General features: G+C 47.1%; 12 protein-coding genes. 6 read left to right on the forward strand and 6 right to left on the reverse strand.

The genetic code is table 11. The features are described 5' to 3' along the window. The first annotated feature begins 195 nt into the window (after nucleotides 1–195). The 3 genes from MKY01_RS07615 to MKY01_RS07625 all read left to right on the forward strand — a co-directional run bounded on the left by MKY01_RS07615 (nucleotide 196) and on the right by MKY01_RS07625 (nucleotide 3,213). On the forward strand, nucleotides 196–1,593 hold the full coding sequence (locus MKY01_RS07615; protein ID WP_315371784.1) for an L-cystine transporter: 1,398 nt from the start codon (nucleotides 196–198) through the stop codon (nucleotides 1,591–1,593). 379 nt (nucleotides 1,594–1,972) lie between these two features. Next, entirely contained in the window at nucleotides 1,973–2,656 is a 684-nt protein-coding gene (locus tag MKY01_RS07620) for a queuosine precursor transporter (RefSeq protein ID WP_076251591.1), read from the forward strand. Nucleotides 2,657–2,859: 203 nt separating this feature from the next. Beyond that, the gene (locus MKY01_RS07625) at nucleotides 2,860–3,213 is read left to right on the forward strand and encodes a hypothetical protein (protein WP_339286073.1); all 354 of its coding nucleotides are present in this window, start codon (nucleotides 2,860–2,862) and stop codon (nucleotides 3,211–3,213) included. A 291-nt stretch (nucleotides 3,214–3,504) separates the two neighbouring features. Here the strand turns inward: MKY01_RS07625 and MKY01_RS07630 are convergent, their stop codons facing one another. Next, nucleotides 3,505–4,593, reverse strand: coding sequence for a Xaa-Pro peptidase family protein (locus tag MKY01_RS07630; protein ID WP_339286075.1), 1,089 nt, complete (start codon nucleotides 4,591–4,593; stop codon nucleotides 3,505–3,507). A 262-nt stretch (nucleotides 4,594–4,855) separates the two neighbouring features. On the opposite strand from MKY01_RS07630, the gene MKY01_RS07635 reads away from it, so the two are divergent. After that, nucleotides 4,856–6,067: a PQQ-dependent sugar dehydrogenase gene (locus MKY01_RS07635; RefSeq protein ID WP_339286076.1), complete on the forward strand. Its 1,212-nt coding sequence runs from the start codon at nucleotides 4,856–4,858 to the stop codon at nucleotides 6,065–6,067. 769 nt (nucleotides 6,068–6,836) lie between these two features. Here MKY01_RS07635 and MKY01_RS07640 read toward each other — a convergent pair. Next, nucleotides 6,837–7,568, reverse strand: coding sequence for an MBL fold metallo-hydrolase (locus MKY01_RS07640; protein WP_339286078.1), 732 nt, complete (start codon nucleotides 7,566–7,568; stop codon nucleotides 6,837–6,839). Between the two features lie 56 nt (nucleotides 7,569–7,624). Next, the gene (locus tag MKY01_RS07645) at nucleotides 7,625–8,167 is read right to left on the reverse strand and encodes a hypothetical protein (protein WP_036610708.1); all 543 of its coding nucleotides are present in this window, start codon (nucleotides 8,165–8,167) and stop codon (nucleotides 7,625–7,627) included. Between the two features lie 104 nt (nucleotides 8,168–8,271). Between MKY01_RS07645 and MKY01_RS07650 the strand changes: the two genes are divergently transcribed. Continuing rightward, nucleotides 8,272–9,135 (forward strand): SDR family oxidoreductase, encoded by an 864-nt coding sequence (locus tag MKY01_RS07650; protein WP_076251598.1) that lies wholly within the window; start codon nucleotides 8,272–8,274, stop codon nucleotides 9,133–9,135. Between the two features lie 47 nt (nucleotides 9,136–9,182). Here the strand turns inward: MKY01_RS07650 and thrS are convergent, their stop codons facing one another. The 3 genes from thrS to MKY01_RS07665 form a co-directional block, all read right to left on the reverse strand. Continuing rightward, on the reverse strand, nucleotides 9,183–11,183 hold the full coding sequence (gene thrS, locus MKY01_RS07655) for a threonine--tRNA ligase (RefSeq protein ID WP_339286080.1): 2,001 nt from the start codon (nucleotides 11,181–11,183) through the stop codon (nucleotides 9,183–9,185). Between the two features lie 472 nt (nucleotides 11,184–11,655). After that, complete coding sequence (locus MKY01_RS07660; RefSeq protein ID WP_339286082.1) at nucleotides 11,656–13,416, reverse strand: HAMP domain-containing sensor histidine kinase; 1,761 nt, start codon at nucleotides 13,414–13,416, stop codon at nucleotides 11,656–11,658. Next, nucleotides 13,413–14,174 (reverse strand): response regulator transcription factor, encoded by a 762-nt coding sequence (locus MKY01_RS07665; RefSeq protein WP_339286084.1) that lies wholly within the window; start codon nucleotides 14,172–14,174, stop codon nucleotides 13,413–13,415. The genes MKY01_RS07660 and MKY01_RS07665 overlap by 4 nt, the downstream gene beginning before the upstream one ends. A 219-nt stretch (nucleotides 14,175–14,393) precedes the next feature. Between MKY01_RS07665 and MKY01_RS07670 the strand changes: the two genes are divergently transcribed. Next, the gene (locus MKY01_RS07670; RefSeq protein WP_339286086.1) at nucleotides 14,394–15,494 is read left to right on the forward strand and encodes a peptidoglycan DD-metalloendopeptidase family protein; all 1,101 of its coding nucleotides are present in this window, start codon (nucleotides 14,394–14,396) and stop codon (nucleotides 15,492–15,494) included. Nucleotides 15,495–15,594: the final 100 nt, after the last annotated feature.

Below are 15,594 nucleotides of genomic sequence, written 5' to 3' on the forward strand. Positions count from 1 at the left end.
AATTTTCACGATTTGGTGTATTTTTTTCAGAAATAGATGAATCTGTTACATGCATATTACATAATATCAATTAATACCTACCAGAATAGTTTGTTATATGTTATATTGTAAAATGTCTTTGTCGGAAGTACAAAAGATAGAAGAGAAAACCGGATATTCTCCGGTTACACACATGCCTGAGGAGGATTTAAAGAAATGGATACTTTTCTAGTCATATTGAATGTAGTGGTTATACTTGCCTTACTTGGTATCCTCTACTGGATGCAGAAAAAGCATATCTCCTTTACGAAACGCGTATTTGCGGGTCTGGGACTGGGGGTTGTTTACGGGGTTATTCTTCAATTGGTGTACACATCAGGTTCTGATGTAGTTACGAAATCAGTCGATTGGTTCAATCTGGTCGGTTCAGGATATGTTCGTTTGTTGCAAATGGTCGTGATCCCATTGATCATGGTGTCGATCATCTCAGCCATTATGAATCTGAAGGGCAAGCAAAATCTCGGCAAGATGAGTGTTTCCATTATTGCCATTCTGTTGATCACCACAGCGATTGCCGCAGGGGTCAGCATTGTGACCAGTCTGGGCTTCAACCTGACTTCCATTGAGATTCAAGGAGGAGACCGGGAGAATGCGCAGATTCAGAAGGTGGAGGAACGGCTTGTTGATGTGAAGGATCAGACCATCCCGCAGCAAGTGCTGGAATTCATTCCTTCGAATCCATTTGCAGATATGACAGGAGAACGTCGTACATCCACACTGGCGGTGGTTATCTTCTCCGCGTTTATCGGTGTAGCCGTACTTGGACTGGATCGTAAAAAACCTCAGCAGGCGGAGACGTTCCGCGGTATGGTTAATGCGGTATATGCGGTGGTTATGCGAATTGTTACGCTGGTGCTGAGGCTTACGCCTTACGGGATTCTAGCACTGATTACAAAGGTAACGGCGACAACCAATGCGGAAGAGATATTAAAGCTCATCAAATTCGTCATTGCGTCCTACGTGGCCCTCATCGTGATGTTTATTATTCACCTGATCATTATCTCGCTGTCCGGGTTCAACCCGATTACGTATTTGAAGAAGGTGCTGCCAACACTGGTATTTGCCTTTACGTCCCGTTCAAGTGCAGCGGCAATCCCGCTGAATGTGGAGACACAGACGAAGAAACTCGGCGTATCGGACGGCATTGCGAACCTGTCTGCAAGCTTTGGGGCTACGATTGGGCAAAACGGCTGCGCCGGGATCTATCCGGCCATGCTGGCGGTGATGATTGCTCCGACGGTCGGCATCGACCCGCTGAGCTGGGACTTCATTGTGACTTTGATCCTCGTAGTCATGATCAGTTCGTTTGGTGTGGCTGGCGTTGGCGGCGGGGCAACCTTCGCTTCCCTGATCGTATTGTCCACCATGAATCTGCCTGTGGCTCTGGTTGGACTACTCATTTCCGTGGAGCCGCTGATCGACATGGGTCGTACAGCGCTTAACGTGAACGGGTCGATGACATCAGGACTCGTAACGAGCAGAATTTTGAAGGAAAACGATCGGGACACGTTTAACGATCAGAGTCGTGAGCTGGATTCTGCGGCTCAGGCTTAATACAGAATGGATTAGATAGAAGCTCACATTAAGATAGCTAGAGCCGTCTATTAGCCAAGTGAGAATAGCCGTCCTTCGGAGGAATCCGGAGGGCGGTTTTTTTTTTGTGTGGCAATCAAATTATACTGTGCACGGTGTGTGAAGCCGTCTTCTTTTTCGATACACGGTGCAAGGGGAATAGAGGTAGGAAAAACTAGTATGGTAGAGAGGGACACGGGAGGAGTATAGTAGGGTCGTAGTCACTCAGGCAGACTTGGAGTTATTTAGTTCTGTTCATGGGACGAGAAATGTGATAGAGTATTCATGTTTTGGCCCTGAGCCAAACCGCGGTTCGTAACCATCCCGCGTAATCAAAACTAGGAAGGCAGTGTATGTATTTATGTTTAACTTAGGGTGGGGAGCAGTTTTTGTTCTCGTAACTTATGGATTTTTCCTGTTGTGTTACCGCTTGTTCGGTAAAAAAGGTCTCTATGCCTGGATTGGTGTGGCTACGGTTATAGCCAACATTCAGGTGACCAAAACGATAGATATCATGGGAATCGTGCTGACGTTAGGCAACACGATGTATGTCAGTATGTACCTGACCAGTGACCTACTTAATGAAAAATATGGACCAGGTGAGGCACGCAAGGCCGTATGGTTTGGTTTTTTCACGCTCATCATGACAACGGTTCTGATGCAGATGGTGTTGTTCTTTGAACCGGCACCAACAGACTTTGCACAGGAATCTATGGCGAAGCTGTTTGGTCTGCTGCCACGTTTGGCACTCGGAAGTCTGACGGCATACTTCATAAGTCAGTTCCTGGATGTTCGATTGTACTCCTGGCTGCGCAAGGTGGCTCCAGGGCGCAATCAGTTGTGGATACGCACCAACGGTAGTTCGATCATCAGTTCATTTGTGGATACACTGGTGTTCTGCACGATCGCGTTTGCGTTTATCTACCCTTGGGATGTTTGGCTGGAAATCTTCCTGACGACGTATATTATCAAATTTGTATTAACTGCGGTTGGAACGCCGTTTCTGTATGCTGCACGTAGCTTTAAGTTTAAGGATGAGGCTTAGACAATATTCAAAGAGTATCACATAAAAAAACCCTCTGCGTAGTCAATTGTAATTCGGACTCTGCAAGGGTTTTTTTTCATAGAAAAGACCCGAAACAAGAAAAATCCTTTTTACATTTTTATGAAAAAGTTATAATATAAACGACCTGTCGTTATGAGCGTGTATCAATAGGAACGATCATTTCATACAAAGGGGAATCGCACATGTACTCTACACTGCGTTATACACTGGAAAGCAATGGCACAACCTACGAGAATGATAGCATTAATGCCTCGTTATTGGTGGAGTTGATCTCCAATCTGGAATTGCAGGAATTCGTAGTACTTGTACCTTCCGAGCTGGTGGAGGGAAGTATGTATATGCAGGCTGCTGCGCTTGAGGAACCAGGGCAGATGGTGGCGGAGATTCGTTTGCAGGAAGGCGAGGACAGTTTCCGACATTACAGCTGCAGAACAACAGATACGACTGGGATTATTCAATGGTTTGTGGATTACTGGGGGAAGCAACAGCTGCCACAGCTGGAGTCTTGGCAGGATATCACGCATGAGTTTGACTAATGGTAAATGAGTGAGCAGGAATAAAATTACGTAGAATGCAGACGGAGTAATTTAGGATATGCTTTGTATTAATTAAAATCCCGCAACCCATGATATTCATGGATTTGCGGGATTTTTTCGTTCGCGTGTGTACGTGCTACTTTTTCTGTATACAGGCCTGAGGCGTACGCGAAAAGAGTATATTATTTTGAAGATACAGTTCAGCACAGTTTCGTGCAGTTTAGTTCATGATGCACAATATCGGCTGAGCATTGATGTATATGGGCTGTTTTTGACATAGATCCAATTGGATTAGTCGGTAAGGATTTGCAGTTCTTTTGGATATGTTGTCAGAACTTCCACACCCGTCTCGGTTACAATTACATCATCCTCGATACGGACGCCGCCTGCTGCGGTATAGATGCCCGGTTCAATCGTGAATACGGTACCTTCATTCAGGATGTCCATATTCTCTCCATGGAGAGAAGGATACTCATGTACGTCGATACCCAATCCATGGCCTACTCTATGCATAAAACGCTCGCCGTATCCCGCTTCTTCCGTGACCTGGCGTGCTGCACGATCGACTTCGGCGCAGGTAATGCCTGGTTTCACGATTTGGATAGCAGCTTCGTTCGCTGCGAGCACAGTGTTATAGATGGTTTTGAGTTCAGGGGAGATATCACCAAAAGCGAATGTACGCGTGATATCCGAGGCATACCCTCCAGCATACACACCCATGTCAAACATCAACAGGTCACCATGTTGCAGTTTCCGTTCACCCGGTGTACCGTGTGGCAGACCTGTTTTGGGTCCCGTGAGCACCATGGTATCAAAGGAAGGACCGTCGGCACCCAGCTTTTTCATCTGATACTCCATCTCGGCGACAAGTTCGATCTCGGTTACGCCTGTGCGAACATGAGAGAGTCCTTGACGCAATGTTTCTTCAATCAGATATATGGCGTGGCGAATGCGGGCTACCTCATCCGGTGTTTTTTTCACACGTAATGTGCGAAGCAGGGGGCCAACATCTTCAAAGCTGGCAGCACCTAGAGCGGCGGTCAGTTGTTCATAACGTGCGACCGTCACGTATTCTTTCTCGAGACCAACCCGGCCCAAGCGCCCCTGATAACGATCAAACAAAGCATATGGATTATCCGTATCCGTGTGAGTAGCAATATTGGATACCGAGGAAGCGGCTGCGGCAGCTTCAGCATCAAGCGCAGGTACAATCAACAGGGGCTCTTCGCCACGTGCGAGAACCAGACCGAGGAAGCGTTCATGCGGATTGCTCGCAAATCCAGTTAAATAGTAGATATGTTTTGGATCTGTGATCAGCATGGCGTCCAATCCTTGCCCGGACAGATCGGCTTCAAGACGAGATAAAGGGTTTTGATTCATAAGTGTAGTTGTCCACCTTTCCATTCATACTATCCTTCTATTATAAAAGATTATGATGGAATTCCAAACTGCGGTGATTTCACATCCTCGGAATACCTTGAATTCTCGGTTTAAGCGGCTGGTATGAAGGGTAATACAGGGCGAAACCGCTTAACAGATGAATAATAACACCACAACAATAGAGAGCAATCCATTAATAATACGTTGAAGCTTGACTTATTTATTTTATACAGAAGAACGAAATACGAAGGGAGATGTAATCATGAATAATCGAGTAACCGTTCCGCTGTATGCTTCATTATTAAGTGTGGCACTGTTAACCGCGTCATGTTCTTCAGGCGAACCTTCTACGGGAGGAACAGAGCAGACGTCTCAGGGACAGGGAACAGGTCAGGGACAGACGGCCAACGGAGGCAATACCGGTGCGAGTGGAAATGAGAGTGGAGCGCAGGGAGAGACGGTTATTCCGTATGAGGCTTCCGTACTGGTTGAAGGACTGAATGCACCATGGGAGATTGTGAGTGTGCCTGATGGTCGGATGTTTGTAACGGAACGCCCTGGTGCGATTCGGGTCATTGAGGATGGAAAACTAGCCCCCGAACCACTGATTGAATTCTCAGCCCCGTTTAATGAAGAAGGCGAAGGAGGCCTGTTGGGCCTTGAGGCTGATCCGGACTTTGAGGATAACGGTTATCTGTATGCATACCACTCCTATCTGGAAGGCGATGACATTGCCAATCGAGTGTTACGTCTCAAGGTGAATGATGGCAAAGCGGTCATAGATCAAGAGTTGCTTGGTAACATTCCAGGCGGAACCAATCATAATGGTGGGCGGATCAAAATTGGCCCGGACAAGTTGCTCTATATCACGACAGGTGAGCGTTATGAACCGGAACTGTCACAGAACGAAGATAGCCTTGGAGGTAAAATATTGCGGATAGGTCTCGACGGATCGATCCCGGCAGACAACCCATGGCCGAATTCACCTGTATACAGTATGGGACACCGCAACGCACAGGGACTGGCATGGAATCCGGACAACGGTTATCTCTATTCTACCGAACATGGTCAGCGTAATCATGATGAGATTAACCGGATTGTAGCTGGTGAGAATTATGGCTGGCCCGAGGTGGAGGGAGACGATGATGACAATGGCACATATCAGGCTCCGCTTGCACATAGTGGGAACGATACATGGGCGCCGTCTGGTGTAGCTTTTGTAGAAGAAGGACCTTGGGCTGGATCACTGATTGCTGCAAATCTGCGTGGAGAGCAGTTGCTGAAGGTCACTCTTTCGGAAGATGGCACACAGGTGGAGCAGGTGGAACCCATCTTCGAAGATGAGTGGGGCCGAATTCGCAATGTGAGTGCTGGTGAGGACGGGAAGTTATATGTGCTTACGAACAATCGGGATGGACGGGGATCACCACGAGATGGGGATGACAAGCTGATTGTACTTACTCCGGAGAGTTGAGTCGGGGTCAGGGGAGAGAAAATCAGTGTTGTAGGACAGCGTCGAACTGAACTCGTCTCCCCGGGTAGTGGATGGAGTGAGTTTAAAATGAACGGTTGCCGCTTATCTTGAGCTAAAGCCCTGAAGTGCCCTGAATCTGAATCGCTCTAAATGAAATTTTTCTAAAGAACCTGACGCACCTTAAATAGAGGTTTGGTGGCGTTAGTAGAATTTAACGAACCTCAGCCACGTTATATAGCCAAAATTCACTCGAAACCTGCGGAAAAACCAATGAAATGAGTAACTAAGGTGTCTGGAGTTCGTTAGAAAATCTTGATACTCAAAATACTGCGTATAGGGTGTCTGAGATTCGTTACAAAACAAGTATAACGTTTAGAGTGTGCCCAATTCATTAGAGGCGGACCTCAGTCAATAAGTAGACACTTACGTTACGGATTTTCCGGTGAATTGATTTGCCAAACGGGCAGGGGAAAGAAACTGTGCACATGTCGTAGTTCAATATAAGATACTGCGTGCATACTGTATGAATAGCGTGCGCAATAGGTGCTACTATACGGTCAACACCAGTGCAGTAGAGTAGAAGTGCGTGGTTAATTAATTAAAGGAGCTGTCCCCGTCAAATTCATGACTTATGGGACAGCTCCTTGATTGTAATGTATGTTTCATCCTAATCTTGAATGAGCTACAACGCACAATGCCGCACGAAGAGAAACAACGTTAACAGGATGCTTGTGTCATTCCAAAAATACTCACAAGTCCGCGTTCTTTACTATTCTGCGCTCTCCGCAAGTGTGGCAATACGCTGAGCCGGATCATTCATGTACTCTCCACCGTGATAACAGAGAACCTTATTGAGCTTAAGGTCGGTCAGTTTCTTCAGGCTTCGCAGCGCTTCAGGCATGTCCGGTGTCGCCTGTGGTGCAGGGCCAACCAGTTCATCATCGACCACACGAAGTTCATCGGCAGCGAGCAGGAACTGTTGCTCCCCGAAATACAGGCAGATATGACCTGGTGTATGTCCCGGTGTATGAATGACCTGTGTACCACCTTGAAGGGGTAATATGTCCCCGTCTGCCAGCGTTCTGCTAATGTTCACTTCAGGCAACTGCAAGAGCAGTTGATCTGCCAGTGCCAAAACGGGCGCGGGCAGCAGAGCACGACGTTCAGGTGTGAATTTGATCAAAGGCTTCTCGCCGGTTAGATATGGAATCTCATCGGCATGTGCCCAGATTTCCAGATCAGGGATGGCATCCAGCAGAGCACCCAAGTTACCGATATGATCGATGTCCTGATGAGTAATAATCACACGTTTGACGTCCGAGAGCTGTACGCCCTCTTGTTCCAATGCGGATTGAAGTTCTGCAAATTGTCCGATCATGCCTGTATCCACCAAGGTAACGCCATCTACATCACGAAGCATGACGGGGAATATGGGGCTGTTCCCGGAAGGTGTGGGAATCTGAAGATTTAGCACAGTAATCGAAGTTGTTGGATGGCTCATGGTTATTCGGACCGTAGTCCGGTACACCTCCTTATATTTTTTAGCGATGATTGTTGTTATTCAGGGCGATTATATTTCAAGTGTTTTCTATATTTTTTTACCGTATGGAGCAGTGCTTCGAACGTTTCTTCTTCATTACTGCCGTCCTTAACGATGGTGACAAATGAGAAATTATCATGAACAAGTTTGTTCCTCGTCTGAAACACCAGACTAAGGGCTTCAGCGAAGTTTTCTTTTTCGGGTTCCAGAGCAATGAACTCTTTACTCAGTTCGGCCTGAATAATCTCCATGTTGGAGCGTGCACGGTAGGCAGGAGTTTTCATCAGCTGAGTCGAATTAAACTTTTTCTGATATACGTCTCTGTACAGTTGATGTAACATTTGTTCAATAATGGCGCATAGTTCGATGACCAGTGAAGCATATCTTCGGTTTTTACGTTTTCGGGTGAGCTCACGTGTTTCTTCTTTGTCCAAAATACCGTATTTTTCATACAGCGTAGAATCAACGTTCTGCAAGATTTCCTGATATTCCTGTTCGAGTAGTGCGATTTCAAGTTTGGCTTGTTTTTTAACTTTTTTAAAATCCTCTTTGGTCAGCATACTTGTCCTCCCATGGAAACCGAGATGTGATCCTATCATTATCTCATATTGTCCGTCGTCGCGCCTCTAATTTCGGAACCTCAGGTTCAGAAGGGAAGTACCTCATGTCCAATCAGACAGCAATTGTAACAGGAGCTAACTCAGGTATGGGGTTGGCAACCACCATTGAACTTGCAAGGCAAGGATATCGCGTAATTATGGCATGCCGCAGTGAGAAGCGCGGACAGGAGGCTCTTCAGGAAGCTGTGCGTCAGTCCGGTTCTTCTGCGATTGAATTGATGCTGTGTGACCTGGGTTCACTCGAAAGTATACGCCAGTTTGCCGGCACATTCCGCGAGCGTCATGATCACCTTGACGTTCTGGTTAATAATGCGGGGGTAGTGATGGTTAAGCGGAAGGAAACCTCAGACGGGTTCGAACAAAGTATCGGTATTAACCATCTGGGACATTTCCTGCTGACCTTACTTTTGATAGAACCTCTGAAAGCTGCGAAGCAGGGACGGGTTGTGAACGTTTCGTCAGGTGCCTACAAGGCCGGCAAAATCCACTTCGAAGATCCACATCTGCACAAAGGTTATAATCCGATCAAAAGTTATGCTCAATCCAAACTGGCGAACGTGCTGTTCACTCGTGCACTGGCTAGCAAACTGTCAGGTACGTCTGTCACAGTGAACTGTCTACACCCTGGTGCGGTGGGAACGAGTATTGGCGTAGATCGCAATACCGGATTTGGCACACGCATTATGGCGTTTGCAGGTAAACTTCCATTCTTTCTGTCCCCTGAAGAAGGGGCGCGAACGGCTGTTTATCTGGCCACAAGCCCTGAAGTCGTCGGCATCACCGGTCGTTACTTCTATCAACAGAAAGAGCAGCAGCTGAAGGCACATGCCGTTGCCGATGCTTCAGCTGAGCGTTTCTGGACGTGGAGCGAAGAACAGGTGGGGCTAAGAGATGACGAGAAGTTGTAATTCAGCACAAGCTGATGAGTGACTCATGAATAGAGTCGTTACATATTTTATACTTTTGCCTTCACAGCTTGTTGAATCATTTCGATAACAGCTTCAATACGTTGGATGCCTTGATCTCCCTGACCGTATGCACGGACAGAGGCGGATGAGGCATTTTTCTCATTCTCACCAAGCACGAGCGAATAAGGCACTTTTTCCATCTGGGATTCACGGATTTTGTACCCGAGCTTCTCGCTACGAAGATCTGTTTCTACCCGAATGCCCGCAGCACGGAGTTGGCTCTGTACTTGGAGTGCATAGTCTTCGTAATGATCTGATACAGGCAACAGCTTCACTTGCACAGGTGCGAGCCAGAGTGGAAATGCTCCTGCATAGTGTTCAGTCAGGATGCCGATGAAACGATCGATGGAACCGTAGATGGCACGATGGATCACGACAGGACGGTGTTTCAGACTATCTTCGCCAATGTAAGTGAGGTCGAACTTCTCCGGCATTTGAAAATCAAGCTGGATTGTTCCGCACTGCCAGCTACGCTTCAGCGCATCGAGGATATGAAAGTCAATTTTCGGTCCATAAAAAGCACCGTCCCCTTCGTTAATGCGATACTCCACGCCCCGACGATCTAGTACATTTTGCAATGCGCGTTCCGCTTGATCCCACAGCTCTTCCGATCCCATGGAATCTTTCGGACGAGTGGACAATTCAATCTTATATTCGAATCCAAAGATATCGTACATACGTCCGATCAGTGAGATCGCCTGATTGATCTCGTCCTCGATCTGCTCTGGCATTACGTAGAGATGGGCATCATCCTGGCAGAATGTCCGCACACGCATCATGCCGTTCAGGGCACCTGAGAATTCATGACGGTGAACCTGACCAAATTCCATCATGCGAATTGGTAATTCGCGATAGGAATGAAGTGTATTTTTGAAGATCAGCATATGCCCAGGACAGTTCATCGGTTTCAGTGCAAAAGTGGCATCGTCCACTTCCGAGAAATACATGTTGTCCTTGTAATGCTCCCAATGGCCCGATTGCTCCCACAGACGATTGTTCATCATGAGAGGAGTCCGAACTTCCTGATACCCTTCCTGCAATTGCAACTCACGGGAGAACTGCTCCAGTTCAGTGCGAACTGTCATACCTTTGGGCAGATAGAAGGGCATGCCGGGCGCTTCTTCGGAGAACATGAACAGTTCAAGCTCTTTGCCAAGTTTACGATGATCCCGTTTCTTTGCTTCTTCGAGCATGTGCAGATGTTCATCCAGTTGGGCTTTGTTCGGGAAAGCAGTGCCGTAGATACGTTGCAGCATCTTATTATCCGAGTTACCCCGCCAGTACGCACCAGCTACATTCAACAGCTTGAACGCTTTGATCCGACCAGTGGATGGAAGATGGGGACCGCGACACAGATCGAAGAACTCTCCTTGATCATAGATCGAAAGCTCGGCGTCCTCTGGCAAATCCCGAATGAGTTCAAGCTTGTAAGGGTCCTGGATTTCTCCGAAGATACGGAGGGCTTCCTCCCGGTTAACGACCCGGCGACTGATCTTATGATTTTCCTGAATGATTTTGTTCATTTCCCGCTCGATGGCAGCCAGATCACTGATGGACAAGGCATGCTCCAGATCAACATCGTAATAGAATCCATCTTCAATGACTGGGCCGATACCCAGTTTCACTTGTTCTGCACCGTAGATGCGTTTGAGTGCCTGTGCGAGCACATGTGCTGCGCTGTGACGATAACGATACAGACCTTCCGCACTTTCTAAAGTAACGATAACAAGTTCGCAATCTTGCTGGAGCACCCAATCGAGATCGACATTTTGACCATCTACAATACCGCCGATAGCCTGTTTCCCAAGACTTGTGCTGATAGATGAGGCAACCGCACCTACAGTGATGCCTGCTTCGTAAGAACGTATCGCGCCACCTTGCAGACGGACCTCAATGCAATGACTGGATGGTTGAAGATCATTTGCTTGGTTGTTTATTTCGTTACCTGATTTGTTGCTTACTGAGTTACTGTTTTCTTGTTTGCTCATGTGAACCACTCTCCATTTCTTAAAATGAAAGCGCAAAAAACACCCGTCCCGGAAAAGGGACGAGTGCGCTTGGCTCGTGGTTCCACCCTAATTTTGGTTATGGTGCACCCTGCTCTCGGCCAGCCGCCGGAACAGAAAACATCATAACCCTCATTGGAATCCGTTATCGGGGATCAGGCGGTGAACTCTACTGGCAACAAGCCAAACATCCGAGGGAAGTTCGAAATGCTGAGGTTCGAGGTCACGGCTGCAGAGGGGTAATTCCGGTCCGTTCGCTGAAGAAGGTTTCACCAATCCCCTCTCTCTCTGGGCAGCACGCAAACGAAATCATGTCTCTGGTCATCGCCAAATATGTTAGATCAACTCATTCAAATTATTCTGAAATGTGTTGCATTCAATATTAATATATTGGAACAGGTGTTATTGAGTGTCGATTATATAGACTGAAAATGGAAAGGTCAAGCGGAACATTTTAATTGGTTCCGGACGGCCCATCCCATATTAAGCGAATGATCGTTCCTTCACCAGGGGTGGACTGTACCTCAATACGACCATTCATGGCTTCGATCAAACCTTTGGTTACCGCCATGCCCAGCCCTGAACCAACGTCAGATGTACCTGTATCTGTACCGCGATAGTATCGTTCAAATAACTTCCATACCATCTCGGAGTCCATGCCTCTTCCATTATCGGCAAACTGAATGCTGAATTCATCTGATTGCTTACCAGAATGCACACTGACAACCAGGATGGACTCGGGCGGATTATGAAGAAGGGCATTGGCGGTCAGATTATCCACAATTCGTTCAAACGACGGAATATGGACAAGTCCATACACAGGCACTTCGGAAGGTTGAAATTGGATGCGACCTTCCCCATATGCCGGATTCCGTTCTGCGCGCTGGATCAGATCACGGAGTAACGTATTTACGTCAGTCTCTTCCACTACAGGTTGATATCCACCACTGCGTAATCGATAGGTCATGGCAAGGTCGTTGACAAGCCTGTCCATATACATGGACTTATCGAGCATTATGCCTGCGAATTCCCTGACTTCCTCCGCGGTCCAACTATACTTATCCGCCTCAAGCATATGAGCATATCCCTGAATGGAGGAGAGGGGTGTCTTCAGGTCATGTGTTATGCCAGCAATCCACTCCTCCCGCAGAGAATCGGTCTGTTTCCGAAGTTCTTCATCTTGCTTCAAAGTGTGAGACAGGGCCTGCATGGAGCGAAGCACTTCAGCATACACGTTGTATTTTCGCTTCCACTTTCCGTTACGACGCTGACTGCGAGGCACTCCAAAGGCTCCGGTAGGTTCCTCGTAATGTCCTCGTTCCAGACGCTGTAACCATTGGAGCATATGCAGCATGGGTGAACCGAATCGGTTGGCATACCAGAAGGCAAGCAAAATGAGCAGCATGATGATGGATACAATCAATACGACCAATGCCGGTTCCAGAATAAAATTGTAGGGGTTCTGATCACTGTTCACCGCCGGATCAACAGGGATGCTAATCAGCCAAGTGGTTTCACTCTGTTCGTCGTACCACGTTGCAACAGACAGGCCGGATCGACTCGGATAGCGAACTTGCAGAACGAGTTCCTGAATGGTGTATTCGGTCGGTACGCCCATGGCTGGTTTGTTGAAGGAAGAAATTTCACGTCCTGACGGGTCCAATATTTGAAGATAAGCATTGGCAGTACGAAGGGCTTCCTGTTGGTTGGGCTGAAGATTAAGCTTCCCGTTGGTAAAAGCAAGATTTGAACGAATGTTATTCATTAAGGACTTGGCCGGGTTACGCTCACCATATAACAAGGTAAAATCCTTTCCGTTCTTCTCCCGGATCAGCATGGCGATCTGATAAGGGAACGGCTTCTGGCTTTCCCAGTATGCAATCAATTCCCCCGGTTTATAGTGAGTAGGAACATCGGCAGGTGTGTGATATTCATCAATGGCGTAACCTTGTTCATCCAGAACCTGGAGCCAGCCTTGATTTTTGTCCACTTGCTTCAGCAATTCGGGGTCATATCGGATGGTGTCATCCGGCATGATCTCTGCTGTACTAATCAATTGGTCCAGACCGTTAAGAGCAAAATCATCGATCAGATTCACTTCATTTACCTTTTGCACGACCCAGTAAGTGGCTACAGAACCAAGCAGGATGATAAGAACGACTGCACCGGCAAGCATCCCGATAAACCGGGTCATTAACCTGCGACGAATACTCATGGGCGTGACACATGTTCCGGCTGAATCAGTTTGTACCCCAGACCCCGGACGTTAACAAGAAACACCGGATTGGAAGGATCGGCTTCAATGCGCTCCCGAATGCGGTGAATATGAACCATCACGGTATTGTCATCACTAATGGCTTCCGAGCCCCAGACCCGCTCATATAGATCTGATTTGGTGAAAATTCGATTGGGATGTTTGCAGAAAAAGAGTAACAGTTGGAACACAAGTGCCGGACAAGATACGGACTCACTTTCAACACGAAGTTCACCAGCCCACTCCAGCACTTGAAACCGTCCAAAGTCGTACACGCCTTCCGATGTGCTGGGAGATGACGTATTTACGTTAGATGGGACATGATCCGAGATCGCTGCGCTTTTAGATGGTAAATAACGCTTCAGTAATGATTTAATTCGAGCAACGACTTCCAGCGGATTAAAGGGTTTGGCGACATAATCGTCACCACCAACGGCGAATCCGGTTAATTTGTCATAATCGGTTGTTTTGGCCGTTAGAAACAGGATGGGCGCATCGGTGACCTGCCGTAGAAAAGGACAGATTTCCAGTCCACTTTTGCCAGGAAGCATGATGTCGAGCACGATGCAATGATACGTCTTGTTGTTACATGCCTCGATGGCAGCTTCGCCTGTTGTAACGGTATCAATATCGAGAAACTGCTCTTTGAGCAGAACGGTTTTGAGCATATGCAGAATAGCCTGTTCATCATCCACAAGCAGTAATGAGACGTTATCCATAGTTTAAAAATGACCTCCTGATCCTTCCGTTGTGTGTATTGCTAATCATACCATCCAAGAAGGCTGTATAACGTACGAGCTATCTTAACGGAATCTTAATTATACAACCTCAAAAGGCGTTGCAAGTTTAACTACATGTAAGATGGGGTTAGACGAAGGATAAGACTCATTCTGTACACTTAACTGGAAAGTATAATATTAGCAGAAGGGATGTTGAGAATGAACAGAGAAGGTCATCTGAAATCAGAACAACAAACACATTCAAAATTACAGAATAGAAAGGGCTGGAAGGTGCTTGCGATTACCCTTGGAGCTTGCGTAATACTGTCTGCTTGCGGCAACAGTAACTCCATTACTTCCGACCAGGCAGAGCAGCAGTCAGCAGAACAGGCGTCCAATAATGAAGCGAGCGAGAACTCCAATCAGGAGCAGAACTCAAGTTCAGAGGTGAGCGCAGTGGTTACACCGGACAATTTCATAGATACGCTGATGAACGGTTCAAAGGATGCAATCTATAATCAATTCTCTCCCGAATTGAAGGGGACGTTAACACTTGAACAGTTCAAAACGACGGCCGATCCTTTTTTGGAGGGTGTTGAATCATGGGAGCAAGTGGTAGACGCCAAAATGAATCAAATATCTGAGGTGGCCTGGAAGGATCAGACTGGGACGAAAGGAATTCGAGCCTATTTTTCCGAAGAAAATCAAATTGAAGGTCTCTCGATCCAACCGCTGCAAGCTCATGAGGACACGGATGCTAAATTCACCAAAACCGAATTTAAATTGCCGATGAAGGGAGAATGGTATGTATTCTGGGGAGGTAATGATGTGTTGTCGAACTATCATTATGAGCATGAAACCCAGCGGTATGCGCTGGATATCGTACGGACCAAAGAGCAATCCAGTTATCAAGGTGATGCAAAGGAAAATCAAAACTACTATGCTTTTGGTGAACCGCTCTATGCAGCTGCCGATGGTACTGTCGTCGATATCAAAAATGATATACCGGACAATGTACCGGGTGTCATGAATCCGGAAGAACCGGCCGGTAACTATGTGGTGATCGACCATGGCAACAGTGAATACAGCATCACAGGACACATCAAGGAAGGCAGTGTTTCGGTCAAAAAAGGAGATAAGCTCAAGCAGGGAGACCCTATCGGTGAGCTTGGTAATTCGGGAAATTCCAGTGAAGCTCATCTGCATTTCCAGGTATCGGATGGCCCGGATCTGTTCACATCTCGCTCAATTAACATTCGTTGGGCAGACCAGAGTCAGCAGTTCACTCGTGGTAACACAATACAGGGACTGCCAGAGTAATGATGGTGGCGTATCGCCCGCGGTATTGATGAGTAATTCTCTGTCACAATGTTAGGGATGACGAAGGCTTCTATTTTCCATTATAATATCCTCTATGAGA

It is taken from the genome of Paenibacillus sp. FSL R5-0486, assembly GCF_037975155.1.
Taxonomy (GTDB): Bacteria; Bacillota; Bacilli; order Paenibacillales; family Paenibacillaceae; genus Paenibacillus; species Paenibacillus amylolyticus.